This window comes from Algihabitans albus (genome assembly GCF_003572205.1).
GTDB lineage: Bacteria > Pseudomonadota > Alphaproteobacteria > Kiloniellales > DSM-21159 > Algihabitans > Algihabitans albus.
In genome coordinates this window covers 189,355-208,838 of sequence record NZ_QXNY01000003.1, presented here as the reverse complement: position 1 = coordinate 208,838, position 19,484 = coordinate 189,355, and the positions used below count along the sequence as shown (strand labels likewise).

Genomic DNA, 19,484 nt, shown 5'->3' with positions numbered 1-19,484 from the left:
GGATTGGAATGAGACGGCTGGGCGAGGCGCGGTCTTTACTCGACTGTAGTGAGCAACCGCTTGTGCTTGCGGCTTTCCTCGAAGGCGTTGGACAGGGTGGTGATGCCCGTCTCCTCGAGCATCGGCAACATCTTCAGGAAGGCGGCGGCTGTTGCGCGGGCATCGCCCAGCGCGGTGTGGCGGGCTGCGGCCGGGATCTCGACGCCAAGGCGTTCGGTCAAGGCATCGAGCGTGTGTACGTCGCTTTGGCCGAACAGCGTAGCGGAGAGCAACACTGTATCGAGCACCGGATTCTCGAAACGCAGACCGATCCCGGCTTCGTGTCGACGTAGAAAGGACATATCGAAGGGCGCGTTGTGAGCGACCAGGACGGCGCCCTCGCAGAAACCGTGGAACCGATGCCCCGCTTCGGAAATGCCGGGTGCCGTCGCGACCATCGCGTCGTCGATCCCGTGAATCTCGGTTGAGGTCGGGGGGATCGGGCGACCGGGATGCACCAGGCTTTCGAAGGCCTCGCCCTCCTGAAGCTGGCCGTTGACGATCCGCAGCGCCGCGATCTGAACGATCTCGTCGCCGTTCTCGGGCTCCAGTCCGGTGGTCTCGGTATCGAAGACGACATAGGTGAGCGAGCTCAGAAGGCGGTTTTCGAGCGGACCGGGCGGTCGGACCAGGAGATCGAAGTCCCATAAGGCCGGCCGCAAGGCGGCCGGATGGGAGGCCGTCTCGGCGCGAGCGGACTGGAGGGGCAGGCGCAGGCGTTGGCGTCCATCTGCGCTATGGCCGGGCCAAATGTCCGTGCCATGGCTGTCCAGGGCGTCACGTCCGGTCTGTTCGCCATAGCCGCCGGCCAAGGGGCCGGAGAGTAGGCCGTCCAGGCGGACCACCGGCAGCGGTTGGCCATGCCAGATAAGATCGATGACCGCGCCGTTACCATCCTTGTCGATCGTAAGGTCGAGTGCAGCTCCGGTAATCTCGACCACGGCACGGACCGCCGCCTCCAGCACCAACACCAGGGCGAATCCGTCACAGCGGAGCAGCAGCGGCGCGACGCGCGCAGTCAAGGAAATGCCGTCACTTGCCAGGCGCGCTTCGAGGGAGTCGACCAGGTCGCCGGCGGCCACGTCGGTCATCGGCCACCAGGCCCCGGCGGTGGCGTCTGCAGTCGTTCCCAGTTCGGTAACGGCTCGAGCGAGAGCTTGAGCCTCGCCAGTGAGGGCGTCTTCGAGTTCGGCGCGCGCGGGTGCGGCAAGCTCCGGGGCTGTGGCGAGCGCGTCGAGCGTTGCGGAGATGTTGGCGGCGGGGCGCCTTGTACGCTCGAAGACTTCGTGCAGAAGCCGCTCGCGTGCCGCATGAGCGGCGATATCTTCGGTCGTGTCGCGCAGTGTCAGTACGTAGCCGGCTGCTTCGGCCTTGCCGCTTCCGAGCAGACGCATCGCCCCTTGCAAGACCCTTGCGCCGTTCTGCGTGCTGCAGAGGACGCTGGCCGCCGGCGCGTTGACACCGGCGCGGAGCAGGCGCGCACGCGCGTGCAGGATTGGGCCCTCGCGCAGCAGATTGAAAAGCGGGCGGTCGAGCCCCACCTCGCCGACTTCCCGCAGCAGGGTAACGGCTTGGCTGTTGCAGAGAGCGATCCGGTGGTCGGGCGTGCAGAGCAAAACGCCGACGGGAACATCACGCAAGACCGCTTCAAGTCGGGTTTTCTCGTCCGCGATACGCGCAGTCTCGCGAGCGACGGCCTCGGCAAGTTCCGTTCGCGTGTCCACCAAGTTGGCCGTGACCGCATCGCAAGCCGGGCCGAGGTCGCCTAGATAGCGTGCCGGCTCGGCATCGATGGCGTGTTCGACGTCGGTGTGGGCGCGGACGCGCAGCGCGGCGGCGAGCGTCTGGACCGGCTTGGCGACGTTCTCATCGAACAGTAACCAGACCCAGGCCGTCAGGCCGATCAACGCGAAGCAGGCGATGGCTCCGGCCACCACGAAGGCAGAGACCGCCTCGACTGTGCCGAGCCGCTGCCAGCCTACGATCAGGGCCGCGACGATGATCGCCGAGCCAGCCAGTGCGATCAGTGCGAAGAACAGGAAGATTCGAACTCGCAGGCTGCGCTTCTCAAACATCCCGCGCGGTCTCTTCGTCGCCGGTTACGCGGCGGACTTCATCGATCAAGGCGGCGACCGAGAAGGGCTTGGTGATGAAGCCATCCGCGCCCATGTCCAGGCTCTTGCGGCGCGGGATGGCGCCTCCTGTGGCCGTCATCATCAGGATCTTCACGCTGGATAGCGCCGGATCGAGACGGATTTTCTGACAGACTTCGTATCCAGAAGCGCCTGGCAAGGAAATGTCGAGGAGAACCAGGTCCGGCACTTCTTCGGCAATCGCATCGAGCGCGGCGGGACCGGTGGTGACACGCCGGATCAGGTAGCCTTCGCGCTGCATCAGGAACTCAAGAGCGGTGGCGATGCTGTCTTCGTCTTCGACCAGGAGAACCGATTGCGCCATGGCAGTCTTCTCCATCCTCAGCTCGTGCCGCAAACCGCTGCGATCAGGGGGTCGTCCGGTGCTGCCGGACGCCAGTCGCCTTCGGCGATCGTGCCGTCCGGCGCGAAGTCGATACCGTCGGCGATATCGGCGCGGCGCAGCCCCACGCAGTCGAGCAGCACGGGAATGCGCGCGCGCGGACCGTGGCGGCCGATCACATAGGCCTCGACGATGACCTGGCCTGGTGCGGCCTCGTTGCGCCGCGCGCCCACCAGATCGACGGCCATGAACCGAAGGACCAGGGGAGTCACGTAAGACCAGGGCCGCCAGACAGCGCTTTCGGCAGGAGCCGAGATGACCTCGATGCCATCGGGTAGCGTGGCGGAGGTGCGATCGAACCAAGTGTACTCGCTCCAGATTCCAAAGCCGATCATAGCGAGACCTGCCACGGCCGGAACCGTGAAACGGGGCAGCGATGGGACTGCGCGTCTGGCCAGAAGCGCCAGCCCTGCTGCGGCGAAACCGAGGGCCACGGCGGCGACAAGCTCGATCAGCATCTGGAAGCCCTCCTTTCTTCTAAAGCACGGCCGCCCGGCCGTGGGCGATCGCCGACTGCATGGTCTTGACGACCACGAAGGCGTCGCGCAGGTGGCTGCGCTCGAAGTCGGAAAGCGCGGCCGGGGACATGAAGTTGTCTGGCTTTTCACCGGTTCTGACACGGGCCACCTGGTGTCTTAGCCGGGTTTCCGCGATCAGGTCATAGGCGGCGATCAGGTCACGTCCGCCGCTGGGGCTGACGATGCCTGACTGCTGCGCGACCTCCAAGCGTGTACGGGTGTTCGCGGCTTGGAGCCGCCCCTGAATCGCATAGATACGGCCCAGATCGACCACCGGCACGACGCCGTTCAGCTTGAGGTCGAGCGTGTCCTTGTGCTCGCCGGAGCGGATGGTCGCGAAGCCGCGCAACAGACCCAACGGCGGCGCATGATTCAGTGCGTTCGCGACCATATGCGCGACGAAAATGCTGTTCGTGGCGGCAAGCGCCAAGGTTTCTGACATCACGTCGCGGAACAGGCTTACTTCACCGCCGATGGGACGCAGATCGAACATGACGGAAGCCAGCATCTGAGCCATCGGGTCCGGTTTGCGGATCCAGCCGGAGAAGTAGTTCCGCCAAACTTGCACAGGCTGGCGCCACCTCGCCGTCGTCGCCATCATCTCGCCTGGGCAATAGTAGTAGCCGCAGGCATCAAGTCCATCCGACACGAAGCGTGCCAGGGCCTCGAAGTAGCTGTCGTGTTCGGGAATGGCGTTTTCCGACAGAAAGAGACAGTTGTCTTGGTCGGAGACACCGGTTTGTTCCTGCCGGCCCTGGCTTCCGCAGGCCAGCCACAGATAGGGGACGGGCGGCGGACCCAGCCGCTCCTCGGCGAGCCGGAGCAACCGCCGGGTCGCGGCATCCGCGATGTCCGTGATCAAGCGGGTCACGACCCAGTGCGGATTGCCGGCTCCGACGAGTTGTGCCAGCAGGTCGGGAATACGACCGACGACAAGGGCGAGGGCCTGGCTATCCTCGGCATCGGCGATCTCGCGCACCAGATGGGCCGACGATATGGCTTGGTGCCGTGTCAGGTCGGTCTGAGTGACGACGCCGATCACCCGTTCCCCATCGACGACCGGTAAATGACCGATTCGCCGCTCCAGCATGGCATGGAGGACGTCGGAGCCCAGTGCATCTGGGGCCAGGGTGATCGGATCGGCCGTCATGACTCCTGTGACCGGCGCATCCGTCGACAGGCCTTCGGCGAGCGCGCGTTTCACCAGGTCTCGATTGGTGACGATGCCGGTCAGCTGCGTTTCCTGCATCACCAGGAGGCATGAGACCTGCCGGTCGCGCATCGTCCGCGCCACCTCGGCGACCGTGGCCGAGGGCGGACAGGTCACCGGACCTGGCGTCATCAGATCAGCGATCCGCGTTGTCGCCAGATCCGGGGCTCGGTTTTCGGTCGGACGGGAACGATCGAAGAAGCGTGCAAAGGCCGGTCTTGCCGCGATCAAGCGGCGGAATTCTTCGGCCGGCAATAGCAGCAGACGGGTCGCGCTTTGCGCCACTGCGGTGGTGGCTGCCGCGCCGTCGCGCAGAAGCCCTCGCTCGCCGAAACTGTTGCGCGGCCCGAGAATGGAAACCACGGCGCCATTGCGGTCGCGCACGTCGACCCGCCCTTCGGCGATGATGTAGAGTCCCTCCAGGCGCTGGCCAAGCGCGTAGATGTTCGAGCCCGCTTCGCACTCGACCTGCCTGAAAGCGGCAGCGACGCGCGTTAGCTCGTCCGGTAACAGGCTGTCGTAAGGATGCACGCTCGCGAGGAAGTCCGCAGTCTCGCTGGCTTCGACATCCATCGTCTCTTGTGCCTCGCAAAGGACGCCACGGGTCTCGCTACTGCAAAATCCGTCTAAGCATCTGGGTCGGACCGCTGTGGCTCGACGATCCGGTTTCACGATCGTACAAGCTCGACACGCAAATCAGAACCGTACTGTCGCGACCCGACGATTTTGCCAAGGAAGTCCGGCCTGAGCCGAGGGAGGCTCAAAGCCCCTTCGGTCGAGATGCCGAATTCGCGGCTCGTGAGCCACAGGATACTGCGACTCACGAGCGCGCGAAGATCGGTCGTTCAGCAGTCTCAGTGAGCCACCGGCCCGCTGGCGCCACGAGGAACGCGGATGCTCTCGACGAGATCCTGGATCTCCTGCGGCGGGGCCGCCGTCGCACGCGATACCAGGATTGCCACCGCAAAGTTCAGCATCGCACCGATCGAGCCGATGGAGAGCGGCGAGATACCGAACAGCCAGTTGTCCGGCGTATCCGGCAGCATGTTGGTGCCGGGGATGAAGAGGAAACCTTTGTAGACGAAGATGTAGCCTACGGTGAACACCAAGCCCGACAGCATGCCGGCGATGGCGCCATAATTGTTCGCACGCTTATAGAAAATCCCCATCATCAAGGCCGGGAAGATCGAGGCTGCCGCAATGCCGAAGGCGAGAGCCACGGTCTGCGCCGCGAAACCGGGTGGATTGAGACCCAACCAGGTTGCAACGCCGATCGCCGCCGCCATCGCGATCCGGGCCGCCAGAAGCTCGCCTTTCTCCGAGATTCCCGGATTGATGGTAGCTTTGATCACGTCGTGGCTGACCGCCGAGGAGATGGCGAGCAGCAGTCCCGCTGCAGTCGACAGAGCTGCCGCAAGGCCACCCGCGGCCACCAGGGCGATCACCCAGCCGGGCAGTTGGGCGATCTCCGGATTGGCCAAAACCAGAATATCGCGGTTGACATTCATCTCGGAGCCGGCCCAGCCGTTGGCTTCGGCCGTTGCCGCGAAGTCCTCGGACTCGTCATTGTAGAACTGGATGCGGCCGTCGCCGTTCTTGTCCTCGAAGGTCAGGAGGCCGGTGACCTCCCAGTTTCTCATCCAGTCCGGCCGTTCGTCGTAGGCCAGCGGTTCGGCCTGCAGGCCGTTCGGGTAGACCGTGTCGATGATGTTCATCCGCGCCATGGCGCCGACGGCCGGGGCCGAGAGATACAACAGGGCGATGAACACCAGCGCCCAGCCGGCCGACCAGCGAGCGTCGGCCACTTTCGGCACCGTGAAGAAGCGGATGATGACGTGCGGTAGGCCGGCCGTTCCGATCATCAGCGAGAAGGTGAAGAGCACCATGTTCAAGGTGTTGGTGTGGTGCCCGGTGTAGGACGCGAAGCCGAGGTCCTGAACCACCTGGTCCAGCGTTTCCAATAGCGGCTGGCCGGAAGCTACATGCTCCGAGAACAGACCGATCGGCGGGATCGGCGTGCCGGTCAGCTGCAGCGAGATGAAGATCGCGGGAATGGTGTAGGCGGTGATCAGGACGCAGTACTGCGCCACCTGGGTATAGGTGATGCCCTTCATCCCTCCCAGCACCGCGTAGAGGAAGACGACACCGGCACCGATGAAAAGGCCCGTTGCGTTGGAAACCTCCAGGAAGCGCGAGAAGGCCACGCCGACGCCGGTCATCTGACCGATCACGTAGGTCACGGAAGCCACGATCAGGCAGAGCACGGCAACGAGACGCGCAGTCGGACTGTAGAAGCGGTCGCCGATGAATTCCGGCACCGTGAACTTGCCGAACTTACGCAGATAGGGCGCGAGTAGAAGCGCGAGCAGCACGTAGCCGCCGGTCCAGCCCATCAGGAAGGAGGAGTTGTCGTAGCCGACGAAGGCGATCAAGCCGGCCATAGAAATGAAAGAGGCCGCTGACATCCAGTCTGCGGCCGTTGCCATGCCGTTGGTTACAGGGTGGACGCCGCGTCCCGCGGCGTAGAATTCGGAGGTTGTACCCGCCCGAGCCCAAATTGCGATGCCGATGTAGAGCGCGAAGGTCGCGCCCACCACCAGCAAGTTGAGCGTATATTGATCCATCGTTCGTTTGCCCCCCTTGGCTTACTTCTCGTCGACGCCGTGTTCGATGTCGAGATTGTTCATGCGCCAGGCGTAAAAGAAGATCAGCACGAGGAAGACCAGGATCGAGCCCTGCTGGGCGAACCAGAAGCCCAGATCCGTGCCGCCGACCGAGATGCCCGACAGAAGCGGCCGCAGCACGATGCCGAAGCCGAAGGAGGCCGTTGCCCAGATCACCAGGCAGATGCTCACGAGTCGAATGTTCGCTGACCAATAATTATTTGGGGGTTGCTGTTCAGCCACGGGTGTCTCCTCCTAAGCCGTCCTGTGTTCGGCGATTTCATTTTATCCCAGATACCGCTTGGCAGGTATTGGGGTTTTCCGTTAGCTGACGATCCAAAGTGTTAAGGTCGACAGCAACATCAGCTTATGCGGCGTATCGGTGCTGCTGCAAGCGGCGCTGTTTGAGAACAGCACTTTTATTGCTTCGAACACCAAGCAAATCTCCAGGTCGGGCAGGAGCATCGGCCTGCTTGTCACAGGGCCGAGAAGCCCGCGACTCCAAGCCTTTAAGGGTGTGAGGTCCCGAGGTCATCGGCGAGGCTTGGTCGCGTGCGGTCCGATCGAGTCATTGTGCCTGATCGCATCGATCTCACGGATTATTGCGCTGCAATGGATTATTGCGCTGCAATCGTCGCAGTTCGGCGCAGGCGGACGACGAAGACGGATCCCTCCGGTCCGGTGTTGTCGAGACGCAGCTGACCGCCAAGGTGCTCCACGATCTGACGCGAAATGGGCAGCCCGAGACCACTGCCGCTGCGGGGTTCTCCCCCGTCCTCGTTCCAGGCCCGTGCGAACTTGGAAAAGATCTTATCCCTATGACCCTCGGGAATGCCGGGGCCATTGTCGCAGACCTGCAGCTCGACGAGACCGTCCTGGCTCGTGCCTTGGGTTATCCAGGCTTTGCGGGTCGATCTTGAGTTTTCCTGCCCTTTGCCCTCCAGCGCCTCGTCTTTCGGCGCGGTCTCCGGCGATGCCTCTTCTGGCCGATGATACTTGATGGCGTTGGACAGCAGATTCACGAAGACCTGCTTGAGGCGGTCGCCATCCCCGATCACCCAAATGGGCTGTGAGCCGAGATCGATCTCCAGCTCCACGCCGGACTGCTTAGCCAAGCCTTCCATGGTCTCGACCGCGATCCGGGCGATCGCCGCAGCGTCCAGCCGATCCTGCCGCAGGGTTGCCTCGCCGCTTTCCATCCGGCTGAGGTCGAGGATTTCGTCGAGCAGACGCGTCAGGCGCTCGCTCTCCAGGTGGATGATCTTGAGAAACCGGCCGGCCTGTTCCGAATCCAGACTTGGCCCCTGATTGTGCATGTCGCTCAGGATTTCCGCAAAGGAGCGGATCGAGGTCATCGGCGTGCGCAACTCGTGGCTGACCCGGCTGAGGAAGTCGTCCTTCATCTTGTCGAGGGCTTTGAGCTGTGCATTGGCCGCCCGCAGCTGCGTTGCCGTCTCCTGTAACTCCCGGGACTTACGCTCGAGGGCGCGGCTGGTGCGGATCGCCTGTTGCGTCTCGTCCAGGATGCCGATCAGCGCGTCCAAGCTGATCGTCTCTCCCTTAGCGATGCCCGAGACCAGAGAGCGCGCGGAGGCGGCGCCGACGCTGCTGGCAAGCTGGCGTTCGACGTAGGCGACCAGAGGCGGATCGGGGGCGGGCAGATGGTCCTCGCGGCCTTGCCGGCGGGCGTAGTCGCGGAAGATCTGATAGCTGCGCTCTGCTCCCAAGATGCGCTGGGCCAGGCGAAACAGGTCTTTCACCGTGGCCGAGCGCTGCAGTGCTACTTCGGCTCGTGTTTCACCTAGCTGTAATGCGTTGACGAACAGTGCCGACTGTAGACTTTCGATGGGAGTCGGCCGGGTCACGAGCGAGACGACCACGAAGGCAGCCACATTCGCGCTCATCGACCAAAAAAGACCGTGAACCAAAGGGTCCCAGCCTTCCAGTCCAAAGAGTGCATCCGGCCTCAGCAGTGCGACACCGCCGAGGCCCTGCGTCACCAACTCCTCGAGAGCCCAACCGGCCTCTGCCAAGGTCGGGGCGAGCAGCGTGTAGGCCCAGAAGACGAACCCCGCAACCAGGCCGCACAAGGCCCCTGCCTTCGTCGCTTGCTTCCAGTAGACGCCGCCGATCAGTGCCGGAGCGAACTGTGCCACGCCGGCGAAAGAGATCAGGCCGATGGAGGCAAGCGGACTGCCGGTGTCGGTCCCGCGGTAGTAGAGAAACCCGAGCACCAGGATCGCGACGATCGACAGGCGGCGCGTCAAAAGCAGCGTCCCGGAAAAGTTCCCCGCCTCCGGACTGGTGAAGTAAGGGCTGCGCAGCAGTAAAGGGGCCACCAGGTGGTTGGAAATCATGATCGACAGCGCCAGGCTGGCGACGATCACCATCGAAGTGGCTGCGGACAGGCCACCGATGAACGCGAGCAGCGCTAGGTCCTCCCGCCCCGCCGAAAGTGGCACCGTCAGCACGTAGAGGTCCGTGTTCGCGCCGGCCGGTAGGGCGGTCAGACCCACGGCGGCAATCGGCAGGACGAACAGGCTGATCAGCATCAGATAGAGCGGGAACAGCCAGGACGCCGTGGCAAGGTGACGTTCGTCGGAATTCTCGACAACAGTGACCTGGAACTGGCGCGGCAGGCAGATTGCCGCAATGCCGGCGAGGAAAAGCGTCGCCACCCAGCGCGGTTCGAAGCCGTCGGGGAAGCTGTAGAGGTGACTGAGCTCCGGCGTTTCCCGCACGCGGGAGAAAAGGTCGCCGAAGCCGTCGCTGAGGCCGTAAAGCGCGAAGAGGCCAACGGCGGCGAAACTCAGCAGTTTGATCACGGACTCGAAGGCGATTGCGGCGACGACGCCCGGATGCCGCTGATCTGCGCCCAGGTTGCGGGTGCCGAAGAGAATGACGAAGGCCGCCATGGAGGCCGTCACCCAAAAGCCGGTGTCGGTTACGATGCCGGCGCTCGAGCCCGCCCCGCCTGTTGCAGACGTGCCGACAAGAACCTCATAGCTGGCCGTTATGGCCTTAAGCTGCAAGGAGATGTAGGGAATGCTCCCGATCACCGCCATCAGGGTAACCAACGCCGAAATGGCGGCGCTCTTGCCGTAGCGGGCCGAGATGAAGTCGGCGATCGAGGTGATGTTCTGGGTTCGGCTGATGCGTACCAGCTTGCGCAGCAGGAGCCACCAGCCGACGAACACGATCGTCGGGCCCAGGTAGATCGTCAGAAACTCAAGTCCGTTGCGACTGGCCGAGCCGACGGCGCCGTAGAAGGTCCAGGACGTGCAGTAAACCGCGAGGGACAAAGTATAAACCAGCGGCGAAGCGATGAAGCGCGCGGATCCGCTCCGCACCCGGCGCTCGGTTACGAAGGCGAGCAGAAAAAGCAAGCCGAGATAGAGTCCGGACACCAAGATCACGACGCCGGCGGGCAGCATGCGCTAGGTCTCCCGCTCTGACGCGTGAGGCTGCTCTGGCGGTTCGCGCCCTTCCATTTCTGAACCGCTTTCGAGTGCCTGGTTCATTTCCGCCCGCACGAGGCCGCGACCGAGCAGCGCGCTGGCGAGGATCCCCAGTGCCCAGAGGCCGAAGATGTAGACCAGCAGCGGCGGCAAGCCGGAAATCAAGCCGTCTTGATCGAAAATACGAATGTAGGGGGGGAGGAAGAACAGCAGCAGGGCGACCGGAAGCACTACCGCCAGATCCCGCAGACGTCGTCCGCCGTGGCGCCGGTCTCGCGTCTGTCGTATCTCCTCGGGATCGCGAGTTTCATCGGTCATCGCCAGGGATCGAGGAGCCGGCGTTCATCGTCCTCACTCCCGGTCAACCGCCTGTCGGTCATCCCGGATCCTCCCACGGTTCTGCTCGGGCCGTTCAAGATGCCCTATCCGGTCGATCATTCTTGTTCGGCAAGTATCGCCGGTTTCTTAAGCTGCGACGAGTCTAACCAGGGACAACGGATTCCAGGCTGAACCTCCCTCCCGAAAACCTCTCCACGGAAAACTGCCGACCGCAAACGCGAGGCTTTGCACTCAATTGAAGCCTAGTAACTGGTCGGGCAGCCAGGTGGCCGTCTCGGGGAAGGCCATTACGATTCCCAGCATCAGAACCTGCAATGCGATGAAGGGCAGAACCCCGCGATACATCTGCCGCAGGGTGATCTCCGGCGGGGCAATGCCGCGCAGATAGAAAATCGCGGGTGCCATCGGCGGGGTCAGATAGCTGGTCTGAATCATCACCAGTATCAGCATGCAGAACCAAAGAGGATCGAAGCCGGCGGCCAGGACGAAGGGCATGAACAGCGGCACGAAGATCAGCAGAATCGAGATCCACTCCAGAAAGAAACCGGCGATGAAAACGATTCCCAGGAACAGGAACAGCAGACCCCAGGGCCCGAGATTGACGGCGTCCAGTAGGTCGCGCATCACCCCCATACCGCCGGTTGCGGCGAAGACTCCGGTGAAAAGGCTGCCACCCAACAGAATCAGCATGATCATGGAGGTTATGGTCAGCGTCTTGAGCAGGGCCTCGCCGAAGGCGGCAAAGGTGAAGCGCCCATAGACCACTGTGAGCAGGATCGCGCCCAGCGCGCCCAGCGCCGCGGCTTCGGTCGGTGCGGCGATTCCGAACATGATCGAGCCGAGAACGGCCACGATCATCAGGATCGGCGGGACGAGCGCCTTGGCTGTGACGGCGAGCTTGGTCAGCAGGTCCGGATCGTCGTCGCGCGGCGGCACGCGAGGCCCGGCTTCGGGATCGAGCAGGCAGAGGATCAGGATGTAGGCGATATAGAGGCCCGACAGGATGAGGCCGGGGAAGATCATGCCGACCATCAGGTCGCCGATCGAGACGTTGGCGATCGGCCCGAGCACGACCACCACCACCGACGGCGGGATGATCGTGCCGAGTGAGCCCCCGGCGCAGATCGTTCCGCTGATCAGGCTGTTCTTGTAGCGGTAGCGCATCATCGCCGGGATCGCCAGCAATCCGACCACGGTTTCGGTCGCACCGATGACGCCGGTCGAGGCTGCGAAGATGATGCACATGACCACGGTACCGATCGCCAGGCCCCCGGGCAGACGGCGGGTCCAGAGGTGTACCGCCTCGAACAGGGACTCGGCGATGCCCGACCGTTCCAGCATGGCACCCATGAAGACGAAGAGCGGCACGGCCGCGAGCACGAAGTTGGTCGCGATGTCCTCTACCTTCTGGGTGAACTGGAAGAAGGCGGCCATGTCGAAGGTCATGACCCCGAAGACGAAAGCTACGCACATCAACGAGAAGGCAACGGGGAATCCCAGGAAGATCATCACGAACAACGCGGGAAACATGATCAGGGCTTCCATCGGCTCAGCCCTCCCGAACGTCGCGCAGGTCGTCGCGGGGTTCGTCGTCGAGCGGCCGGCCCAGTAGCAGGGCAGCGCTCTTGATCGTCTCAGCGATGACCTGAAGCGACAGCAGGACGAGGCCTGCGGCGATGACGGTTCGTAAGGGCCAGATCGGTGGGTTCCAGGCCGATTGTCCCGTGCGCTCGCCGCTCGCCATGGCGCGCAGGGCGTAGTCGGTGAGTGCGTCGCAGAACAGCATCAGGAAAGGCAGGTAGAGCAGGAGGTAGAACGTCAGGTCGATGCCGGCCTGCGCGCGCCGAGGCAGCCGTGCATAGATCAAGTCGATTCGCACGTGGGCCCCGCGCTTCAGGGTCAGCGCCGCGCCCAGCAGAAAGTGAGCGCCGGTGAGGGAGTAGCCTAGCTCGAAAGCCCAGATCGTCGGCTCGAGCAGAACGTATCGGGCGAAGACGTCGTAGGCGGTGGCGACCGCGAGCGGCAGTACGATCACTGCCGCCAGGTAGCCGACGCCCGTGGTCAGACGCTCGATCGCGTCGACGAAGGAACGCATGGACCTTAGAGCCCCCGATCGAAACCTACTTGCAGATTGCCAAGACGCGGCGGGTGGCGGAGCGGTGGCCGGACCGGAGCGGGAGGTCGTCCGTCATCCGGCCACCGCGCGGCCGTGCCTGTTGCTTCGCTAAGGCTACTCGTCCTTCGTGCGGACGTTGCGGTAGCGACGGGCATCTTTCCAGAGTTCGGCGAAGGCCGTCTGGCTCTCGAGAACGCGGGCGAAACGCTGGTTGTCCGCAGCCTGTTCCTTTGCCCAAGCCAGACCTAACTCGTGCGCTCTGTACTGGACTTCCGGCGCGAGTTCGATGATCTCGTTGCCTTCGCTCCGCAGGAAGGCGAGTGCCTTGGCGTCTTCCTGCCCGATGGTCAGCCAGGAATTCATGGTCGTGAGGAAAGCCGCCTCGCGGATGATCGCCCTGTCCTGGTCGGAAAGCTCGTCCCAGACGTTTTGATTGATCACCAGTTCGAAGGGCGCCGTTGGCTGATGCACGCCTGGGATGATCACGTACTTGGTGACGCGGTGGAAGCCAGGCGAGATATTCTCATAGAGGGTTCCCCACTCGGTGGCGTCGATGGTGCCGCGCTCGAGCGCGGTGTAGACCTCGCCTCCGGGTGTGGTGACCGGTGCCGCTCCCATCTGTTCCGAGATGCCGAGCCAGGCACCTGCGGTGCGCAGTTTCAGGCCCTTCAAGTCCTCCAGCGTTCTGACCGGGCGGCGCGAATGCAGAAAGACTTCGGCCGTGCGGATGAACAGCGGCATGCCGACTACCTGGAATTCTTCGCGTCGCCACTCTTCCCAAAGTTCGACGCCGCCGCCACGGTACAGCCAGTGCAGCATGCGTTCCGTATCGAAGCTGCCGGCATAGCCTCCGAACAGCACCGCCGTCGGGTCGGCGCCCCAGTCGTAGCCCGCCCAGGTGTGACCCATGTCGGCGACGCCCTGCTGCACCGTCTCGGAGACCTTCAGAGCCGGACCCAGGGTGCCGCCCGGGAAGACTTCGACCGTCATGCGGCCTTCAGACAGCGTGGCCAGGTTGTCTGCAAAGGCCTGGGCGCCGATGTCCATCAGCGGACCGCCGCTCCAGCCGGTTGCCATGCGGAAACTCCGCTCTTCCGCCGAGGCTTCGCCGGTCATGCCGGCGAGCGGCGCCACTCCCGCCATGGCCAGCGCGGCGGCCAATCCGACTCCGCGCAGTCCTTTGGTCATCTCCATGATCGCTTCCTTCCCTTACGCGTTTGTTCCGGTTGCGCGCAGACCCGCGCACCGGCTGTTGGCAGCCGCGGGCTTCACCCCGTCGGCCGCATTGCGGCGAGCGCCTCGTCGATGTCGGCGCTCGTCATCTCCCACTCGTTTCCGAAGTTCGCGACCACGTCGCGCATGAAGGCCAAGTGCTCGACCTTGGCGCGCACGTCGTTGCCGGTATGCGCCGCGAGCAGGGCCAGCGCCAATTGGGCGGGCTCGGCCCCCTCGTAACTCCACTCGAAGCCGTTCTGGGAGAGGGCAAGCAGATCGATGCGCGGGTCCAGTGGTTGACCGTCCACTGTCACCTCGATGCCATCGATTGTGCGGTCGCCGCGGTAGGTCTTCATGACTGCTCGCGCGCCATGGCGCACCTCCCTCTCCCTACTGCCGGATGCCTGATGGCATCTCGTTGCGTCCGGCGAAACGCTGCCTGACATCTTATGTATCATTGATATATTTGTTGCATCCTAGCGTCCGATCTCAATCTTGAAAAGGCGTTCCGCGTGGAACGGGCCGGAAAGAAATCCGTTTTCTCCTGTCCCGCAGGTCACGAGGACCCCTGGTTCCGGGCAGCGCTCTGCGGTATCGGAGTTGACTCTGGGAGGCAGGTCGGCTGCTTAGGCGTGTCGTCAGTCTGGATCTTGGGCGCCGGCGGCCGCGGGCCGTTGGAACTGCGAACGGGATGAGCGCGAGGGACAGCCGGACCATGTCCGAAAGCGAAATTGGTATTGGGCTGGCCGAGGCGGCTGGCGACTCGCCCGGTAGCTTGACCGACCGGGCCTATCGGCAGTTGGAGGAGCGGATCGTCACCCTGCAGATGGCGCCGGGTGAGGTCTTGTCCGAGGCCGCGCTCAGCAAGCAGCTCGGGATCGGTCGCACGCCGATTCGCGAAGCGCTGCAGCGTTTGGCCCGTGAGGGTCTGGTTGTGATCCTGCCCCGACGCGGCATCCTGGTCGCGGAAATCAACGTCCGAAACCAATTGGAGCTGCTGCGGGTCCGACGTGAACTGGAGCGCCTCATGGCCATTCTTTGCGCACGGCGCTGCACCGCCGAGGAACGTACGGTCTTCGCCGAGCTGGCCGCGCAGATGGATGCAGCCGCTAGCGGCGCCGACGATGTCGCCTTCATGCGTCAGGACAGGCAGCTCAACCTCTTGATCGCGACCTGCTGCCGCAACCAGTACGCTTCGCGGGCGATGGGCCTCACGCATGGCCTGTCGCGGAGGTTTTGGTACCAGCACTATAAGCAGGTGCTGGACTTGCCGCTCTGCGCGCGGCTGCATGCGGAGCAGGCGCGGGCGATCGCAGCAAGCGACAAGGACGCGGCAGCGGCGGCAACGGATCGGCTGATGGACTATATGGAGAGCTTCACGCGTGCCACTCTGGACGCCGAACTCGGGACCTGAAGGGCGTGCGCTTCAGGTCAAATGCGCGAGGGCGGCTTTGCCGTTGCGTTCCTGACTGACTCGTCGCAACTGGCTCGGGGTCGAGCCATAGAGGCTCTGGAACGTGCGTCCGAAGTGAGAGACCGAGACGAAGCCGGTGGCCACTGCGATCTCGGTGACCGGCAAGGCGGTATGCTCCAGGAGGTATCGCGCGTGAGCCAGCCGGAGATTGCGGTAGAAGGTACCTGGCGTCTGACCCAGCATCCGCAGGAACAGCCGTTCCAGCTGGCGTGCCGAGAGACCTGCGATCTCAGTCAGCGCCTGCTTGTCCAGTGGCGATTCCGTATTCTGTTCCATGGCGTCGAGACAGCGGGCCAAGGCGGGGTGAGTCAGCCCCAGACGCTGTGAGAGAGGGAGGGTGAAGTCCCCGGTTTCGGCCCGGCGGTGTCCCAGCTCTTGAGCGACCGCTTCGGCAAGGGCCTCGCCCTCGCACCGGGCGATCAGTTCGAGTGCGAGATTCAGCGCAGCCTTTGCCCCGGCGGCGGTGACGACAGTCGTGCCGGACTCGGATCCGCTGCTATGGCCGAAAGCCGCGATCGGCTGGCGCCCGAAGGTTTCGGCGAAGGCTGCCGCCAGCTTCGGCGCGACATAGGGCTGCTGTTCGCCGAGTAGGCCCGCGCGTGCGAGACTCCAGACACCTGTATCGAGACCGACCACAACCGTGCCGAAGCGTTGACAGCGCCGTAGCCAGTTGAGCGCGTCAGGCGCCGCGGCCTCTGTCGAGGGTACACCTGCGCAGACGAAGAGTTGGTCGTAGGACAGAGATTCCCCAACCAGCCGGCGAATCGTCAAGCTGGCGCCGCAGCGTGCCCGCACAGGGCGCGCTGTCAGGCCGATGGGGCGCACCTTGAACCCGCGGCCGCGACCCATGCGGTCGGCGAGCGCGAAGGCCTCGGCCGGGCCGGCGAAGCTGGATAGGTCGAAGCCCTCGATCAACAGAAAGCCGATCTGACGAGGGCCGGTCTCGGTCGCCGTCATGCGCGTCAGCCGTTGTCTTTTTGCGCGCGTCTCTTCGTTTCCGGGAACAGCCAGAGGGCCACGATCATGAAGAGGCCCAGTGCCCATACGACGTAGCCGGACGCGGTCTCGCCGAGACCTTGCTGCCACCAGCCTACAAGAGCGGCGACGGCGAGGACGATGGCGGAGAGGATGAGCTTTATGTGAGTGGGCATCGGCGGTCTCCCTGGAAGGTCTTGTTGGATGCCGTTCATCAGAACGACAGGAGAAGTAGGGCTGTGCCGGCGCAGACGAGGCCGCCGAACAACAGCCCGCCCGCGCCGTCGCGCAGGCTCGCGGGCGAGGCCTGAAACAGGAGTGGCCCGGCCAGCAAACCGAAGCCTCCGGTGATGATCGCACCGGCCAGCGGCAGGCGGTCGAGGGCGAAGCCCACTGTGGCTATCGAGGCCAGGAGGAGCATGGCGGACGCGAAGGCCAGCAGCAGGATCAGGTCGGGCTGCCCGGATGCTCGGCGGTCGGCGGCTAGCGGCAGGTGGCCGCCGACCGACACGCTGGCTGCTACTGTGGCTGCGACCGCCCCGGCGAAGATCGCAAGCTCGAAGAAATTCCAAGTCGCGACGTCGGTCGCCCCCATCCTCTCGATTTCCTCCGACCGGACCGGATCGTGGCTGCGGAACTGCTGCCGTGCTGGGCCAAGCTCTCAGCGTCACATAGGTCGACTTCCAGGCATGCTGTTGATATATCAATAGTGCATCACACAATGCAATCCAGCGAAACCGACGGGCTGTTCGTGGGATCCGGACCGGGCAAGAGCGACAGAACAAAAGCAACAGAGAGGGAGCGGGTGATGGCGGAGACGGGCAGGGAGCGGAAGAAGCGGAGCATTGCGGAGATACGGGAATCGAAAAAAACCGGGGAGAAAATGGTCTATACCTCGGTGCCGGACTATACCGCCGCGCGGTGGGCCGAGTTGGCCGGGGTCGACGTCTGCGTTGTCGGCGATAGCCTAGCCATGGTTGCGCATGGCCACAAGTCGACCATTCCGGCGACCATGGACATGATGGTGATGCACGCCTCGGCCGTACGTCGGGGCGCACCTGACACCTTCGTACTCGGCTGCATGCCCTACCAGTCCTACAACACCGTCGAACGCGCGCTTACCAACGCCACCCGCTTCATGCAGGCCGCCGATTGCGATGCGGTCAAACCGCAAGGTGGCAGAAGCCAGGCGCATATCCTCAAAGCACTGGTCGATGCCGGCATCCCGACCGCGTCGCATATCGGCCTGACACCGCATACCATCGCCATGTTCGGCGGTTTCAAGATCCAGGGCCGCACGGCCGAAGCCGCCCTGAAGATCCTGGAAGACGCTCTTGCGATCCAGGATGCTGGTTGCTTCATGCTGGAGTTCGAGGCGGTGCCGGCGCCGATCGCAAAGGTGATCTCCGAGCAGTTGGAGATTCCGACCATCGGTATCGGTGCGGGTGCGGGCACGGACGGGCAGATCCTGCTGAGCTACGACCTGCTGGGCGTCTTCACCGACTTCAAGCCGAAGTTTACCAAGCGCTACGCCAACCTGACCGAGGTCGCGGTGACCGGGCTCAAGCAGTATGTCGCCGAGGTCAAGCAAGGGCGCTTCCCCGACGAGGATCACAGTTACGGCGTCAAGGACGGAGTTTTGGAAGAGTTCACAGATCTCGTGGAGCGGCGCAAACAGCACTGACGAAACCCCGACAGGGTCGGCGCTTTCCGACCTTTGCCGCCGTTGGCTGTTTGACAGGTCAGCATGGCTAATCTATCATTGATATATCAGATGGCGGCAGACTCGCAATCTGCTGCTTGGACCCGGCGAGCAGGGAGCCGCTTGCAATGGAACTGACCCGATCCCCGATGACCGAACGGCAACGCAGTTACCGCGCTCAGTATCGCGAGCGTATTGCCGGTTGGTACAATGGTTGGCTGCATGTCGCGGTCATCTACGTGATCGGCCTGGCTGCACTGTTCGTCTATGTCTCCAACATCGTCGGAGTCCTCTGGTGGGAATGGCTGACCATTCCCGTGGTCTTCATGATCTGCAACATCTTCGAGTGGGCGCTGCATCGTCATATCATGCACCGGCCTCTGCGACTCCCGGGGATGCGGGCGATCTATACGCGCCACACCCTGATGCATCACCAGTTCTTCACGGAGTCGGAGATGCGCTTCGCCGACAGCAGTGATTGGCGCGTCACCTTCTTCCCACCCTATGCGCTGGTGACCTTCATTCTGATGTCCATCCCCGGCGCCTTGCTGATGGCCTGGCTGATCTCGCCGAACGTCGGCTGGTTGGTCATGTGCACCACGACGGGAATGTATCTGCTCTACGAGTTCATGCACTTCTGCTGCCACGTCGAGGAGAATGCCTTCGTTCGGCATTGCCCCTTCGTCAACACGATCCGGCGCCACCACACGGCGCACCACGATCAGTCGTTGATGATGGAGCGCAACATGAATCTAACCTTTCCCGTCGCCGATTGGCTGTTCGGGACCTCGGACCTGAACCGCGGTCTGCTCGGGCACATCTTCAACGGCTACAGCACGACCCACGTGAAAACCGACATGCGCAAGACCTCACGCACACCGACAGGCCGCCGGGGCGCGGAGGCCGCTGGGCCAGCCGATGCGGCCACCGCCTGAAGAGGACGCCCGATTTCAGCGGCCTATGGTGAGCCTTTCACCTACGGCAAGATACCTACGGCAAGATAAATGAAAAAGACCCCGGGCCTCCGCTCCGGGGTCTTCTTTGCGGAAACGCCTTTTTTCTTCCGGTTTTCCGACTGCCTTGCAGCCGATCTTTCTTGGGTGGAACTTGGGTGAGCTGAACGGCAGCGACCTTCAAGCTCATATCCTCCGAAAATCGAGTCTCCTCATTTGGCCCACGACGTGATCGGATGTCGTAACGTTCGGGGTGTCAGATGACGGCGATGGTGCCGCAGCCTGTG

At 63.5% G+C, this 19,484-nt stretch carries 18 protein-coding genes; 3 read left to right on the top strand and 15 right to left on the bottom strand.

The annotated features are described in order from the left end of the window. Nucleotides 1-35: 35 nt before the first annotated feature. The 12 genes from DBZ32_RS07700 to DBZ32_RS07645 form a co-directional block, all read right to left on the bottom strand. Entirely contained in the window at nucleotides 36-2,114 is a 2,079-nt protein-coding gene (locus tag DBZ32_RS07700) for a 3'-5' exonuclease (RefSeq protein WP_119166562.1), read from the bottom strand. Then, nucleotides 2,107-2,496: a response regulator transcription factor gene (locus DBZ32_RS07695; RefSeq protein WP_235830098.1), complete on the bottom strand. Its 390-nt coding sequence runs from the start codon at nucleotides 2,494-2,496 to the stop codon at nucleotides 2,107-2,109. Before DBZ32_RS07695 ends, DBZ32_RS07700 begins: the two co-directional genes overlap by 8 nt. Before the next feature lie 17 nt (nucleotides 2,497-2,513). After that, entirely contained in the window at nucleotides 2,514-3,032 is a 519-nt protein-coding gene (locus DBZ32_RS07690; RefSeq protein ID WP_119166560.1) for a hypothetical protein, read from the bottom strand. Nucleotides 3,033-3,051: 19 nt separating this feature from the next. Beyond that, nucleotides 3,052-4,875 carry a DUF294 nucleotidyltransferase-like domain-containing protein gene (locus tag DBZ32_RS07685; protein ID WP_119166559.1) on the bottom strand — a complete coding sequence of 608 codons (1,824 nt, stop codon included), beginning with the start codon at nucleotides 4,873-4,875 and terminating at the stop codon, nucleotides 3,052-3,054. A 281-nt stretch (nucleotides 4,876-5,156) separates the two neighbouring features. Further along, on the bottom strand, nucleotides 5,157-6,926 hold the full coding sequence (locus DBZ32_RS07680) for a sodium:solute symporter family protein (protein ID WP_119166558.1): 1,770 nt from the start codon (nucleotides 6,924-6,926) through the stop codon (nucleotides 5,157-5,159). A gap of 21 nt (nucleotides 6,927-6,947) precedes the next feature. Continuing rightward, nucleotides 6,948-7,208 carry a DUF4212 domain-containing protein gene (locus DBZ32_RS07675; RefSeq protein WP_119166557.1) on the bottom strand — a complete coding sequence of 87 codons (261 nt, stop codon included), beginning with the start codon at nucleotides 7,206-7,208 and terminating at the stop codon, nucleotides 6,948-6,950. 374 nt (nucleotides 7,209-7,582) lie between these two features. Further along, nucleotides 7,583-10,399, bottom strand: a complete 2,817-nt coding sequence (locus DBZ32_RS07670; RefSeq protein ID WP_119166556.1) for a sensor histidine kinase — start codon at nucleotides 10,397-10,399, stop codon at nucleotides 7,583-7,585. A gap of 3 nt (nucleotides 10,400-10,402) precedes the next feature. Then, on the bottom strand, nucleotides 10,403-10,741 hold the full coding sequence (locus tag DBZ32_RS07665; protein WP_119166555.1) for a hypothetical protein: 339 nt from the start codon (nucleotides 10,739-10,741) through the stop codon (nucleotides 10,403-10,405). 252 nt (nucleotides 10,742-10,993) lie between these two features. Beyond that, nucleotides 10,994-12,307: a TRAP transporter large permease gene (locus DBZ32_RS07660; protein WP_119166554.1), complete on the bottom strand. Its 1,314-nt coding sequence runs from the start codon at nucleotides 12,305-12,307 to the stop codon at nucleotides 10,994-10,996. Between the two features lie 4 nt (nucleotides 12,308-12,311). After that, complete coding sequence (locus DBZ32_RS07655) at nucleotides 12,312-12,857, bottom strand: TRAP transporter small permease subunit (protein ID WP_119166553.1); 546 nt, start codon at nucleotides 12,855-12,857, stop codon at nucleotides 12,312-12,314. 135 nt (nucleotides 12,858-12,992) lie between these two features. After that, nucleotides 12,993-14,072, bottom strand: coding sequence for a TRAP transporter substrate-binding protein DctP (gene dctP, locus DBZ32_RS07650; protein ID WP_208539143.1), 1,080 nt, complete (start codon nucleotides 14,070-14,072; stop codon nucleotides 12,993-12,995). A gap of 74 nt (nucleotides 14,073-14,146) precedes the next feature. Then, a complete protein-coding gene (locus DBZ32_RS07645) occupies nucleotides 14,147-14,449 on the bottom strand; it encodes a DUF6166 domain-containing protein (RefSeq protein WP_119166552.1) in 303 nt (100 codons plus the stop codon). A 359-nt stretch (nucleotides 14,450-14,808) separates the two neighbouring features. Here DBZ32_RS07645 and DBZ32_RS07640 point away from each other — a divergent pair, with 359 nt between their 5' ends. Continuing rightward, nucleotides 14,809-15,507, top strand: coding sequence for a GntR family transcriptional regulator (locus DBZ32_RS07640; RefSeq protein WP_119166551.1), 699 nt, complete (start codon nucleotides 14,809-14,811; stop codon nucleotides 15,505-15,507). Nucleotides 15,508-15,519: 12 nt separating this feature from the next. Here the strand turns inward: DBZ32_RS07640 and DBZ32_RS07635 are convergent, their stop codons facing one another. From DBZ32_RS07635 to DBZ32_RS07625, 3 genes are read right to left on the bottom strand one after another with little or no spacing between them, the layout of a single operon-like run. Further along, complete coding sequence (locus DBZ32_RS07635) at nucleotides 15,520-16,524, bottom strand: GlxA family transcriptional regulator (RefSeq protein ID WP_162906627.1); 1,005 nt, start codon at nucleotides 16,522-16,524, stop codon at nucleotides 15,520-15,522. 5 nt (nucleotides 16,525-16,529) lie between these two features. Further along, nucleotides 16,530-16,718, bottom strand: a complete 189-nt coding sequence (locus tag DBZ32_RS07630; protein WP_119166549.1) for a hypothetical protein — start codon at nucleotides 16,716-16,718, stop codon at nucleotides 16,530-16,532. A gap of 38 nt (nucleotides 16,719-16,756) precedes the next feature. Beyond that, on the bottom strand, nucleotides 16,757-17,137 hold the full coding sequence (locus DBZ32_RS07625; RefSeq protein WP_119166548.1) for a hypothetical protein: 381 nt from the start codon (nucleotides 17,135-17,137) through the stop codon (nucleotides 16,757-16,759). Nucleotides 17,138-17,350: 213 nt separating this feature from the next. Between DBZ32_RS07625 and panB the strand changes: the two genes are divergently transcribed. Both panB and DBZ32_RS07615 read left to right on the top strand, forming a co-directional pair. Continuing rightward, nucleotides 17,351-18,226: a 3-methyl-2-oxobutanoate hydroxymethyltransferase gene (gene panB / locus DBZ32_RS07620; RefSeq protein ID WP_119166547.1), complete on the top strand. Its 876-nt coding sequence runs from the start codon at nucleotides 17,351-17,353 to the stop codon at nucleotides 18,224-18,226. Between the two features lie 146 nt (nucleotides 18,227-18,372). Further along, nucleotides 18,373-19,179, top strand: a complete 807-nt coding sequence (locus tag DBZ32_RS07615) for a sterol desaturase family protein (RefSeq protein ID WP_119166546.1) — start codon at nucleotides 18,373-18,375, stop codon at nucleotides 19,177-19,179. The last annotated feature ends 305 nt before the right edge of the window (nucleotides 19,180-19,484 follow it).

Excerpts from the sequence above, each read along its gene's own strand:
- DBZ32_RS07700 (WP_119166562.1), bottom strand. The coding sequence starts at position 2,114 with ATGTTTGAGAAGCGCAGCCTGCGAGTTCGAATCTTCCTGTTCTTCGCA.
- DBZ32_RS07695 (WP_235830098.1), bottom strand. The coding sequence starts at position 2,496 with ATGGCGCAATCGGTTCTCCTGGTCGAAGACGAAGACAGCATCGCCACC.
- DBZ32_RS07690 (WP_119166560.1), bottom strand. The coding sequence starts at position 3,032 with ATGCTGATCGAGCTTGTCGCCGCCGTGGCCCTCGGTTTCGCCGCAGCA.
- DBZ32_RS07685 (WP_119166559.1), bottom strand. The coding sequence starts at position 4,875 with ATGGATGTCGAAGCCAGCGAGACTGCGGACTTCCTCGCGAGCGTGCAT.
- DBZ32_RS07680 (WP_119166558.1), bottom strand. The coding sequence starts at position 6,926 with ATGGATCAATATACGCTCAACTTGCTGGTGGTGGGCGCGACCTTCGCG.
- DBZ32_RS07670 (WP_119166556.1), bottom strand. The coding sequence starts at position 10,399 with ATGCTGCCCGCCGGCGTCGTGATCTTGGTGTCCGGACTCTATCTCGGC.
- DBZ32_RS07665 (WP_119166555.1), bottom strand. The coding sequence starts at position 10,741 with ATGACCGATGAAACTCGCGATCCCGAGGAGATACGACAGACGCGAGAC.
- DBZ32_RS07660 (WP_119166554.1), bottom strand. The coding sequence starts at position 12,307 with ATGGAAGCCCTGATCATGTTTCCCGCGTTGTTCGTGATGATCTTCCTG.
- DBZ32_RS07655 (WP_119166553.1), bottom strand. The coding sequence starts at position 12,857 with ATGCGTTCCTTCGTCGACGCGATCGAGCGTCTGACCACGGGCGTCGGC.
- dctP (WP_208539143.1), bottom strand. The coding sequence starts at position 14,072 with ATGGAGATGACCAAAGGACTGCGCGGAGTCGGATTGGCCGCCGCGCTG.
- DBZ32_RS07645 (WP_119166552.1), bottom strand. The coding sequence starts at position 14,449 with ATGAAGACCTACCGCGGCGACCGCACAATCGATGGCATCGAGGTGACA.
- DBZ32_RS07640 (WP_119166551.1), top strand. The coding sequence starts at position 14,809 with ATGTCCGAAAGCGAAATTGGTATTGGGCTGGCCGAGGCGGCTGGCGAC.
- DBZ32_RS07635 (WP_162906627.1), bottom strand. The coding sequence starts at position 16,524 with ATGACGGCGACCGAGACCGGCCCTCGTCAGATCGGCTTTCTGTTGATC.
- DBZ32_RS07630 (WP_119166549.1), bottom strand. The coding sequence starts at position 16,718 with ATGCCCACTCACATAAAGCTCATCCTCTCCGCCATCGTCCTCGCCGTC.
- DBZ32_RS07625 (WP_119166548.1), bottom strand. The coding sequence starts at position 17,137 with ATGGGGGCGACCGACGTCGCGACTTGGAATTTCTTCGAGCTTGCGATC.
- panB (WP_119166547.1), top strand. The coding sequence starts at position 17,351 with ATGGCGGAGACGGGCAGGGAGCGGAAGAAGCGGAGCATTGCGGAGATA.
- DBZ32_RS07615 (WP_119166546.1), top strand. The coding sequence starts at position 18,373 with ATGGAACTGACCCGATCCCCGATGACCGAACGGCAACGCAGTTACCGC.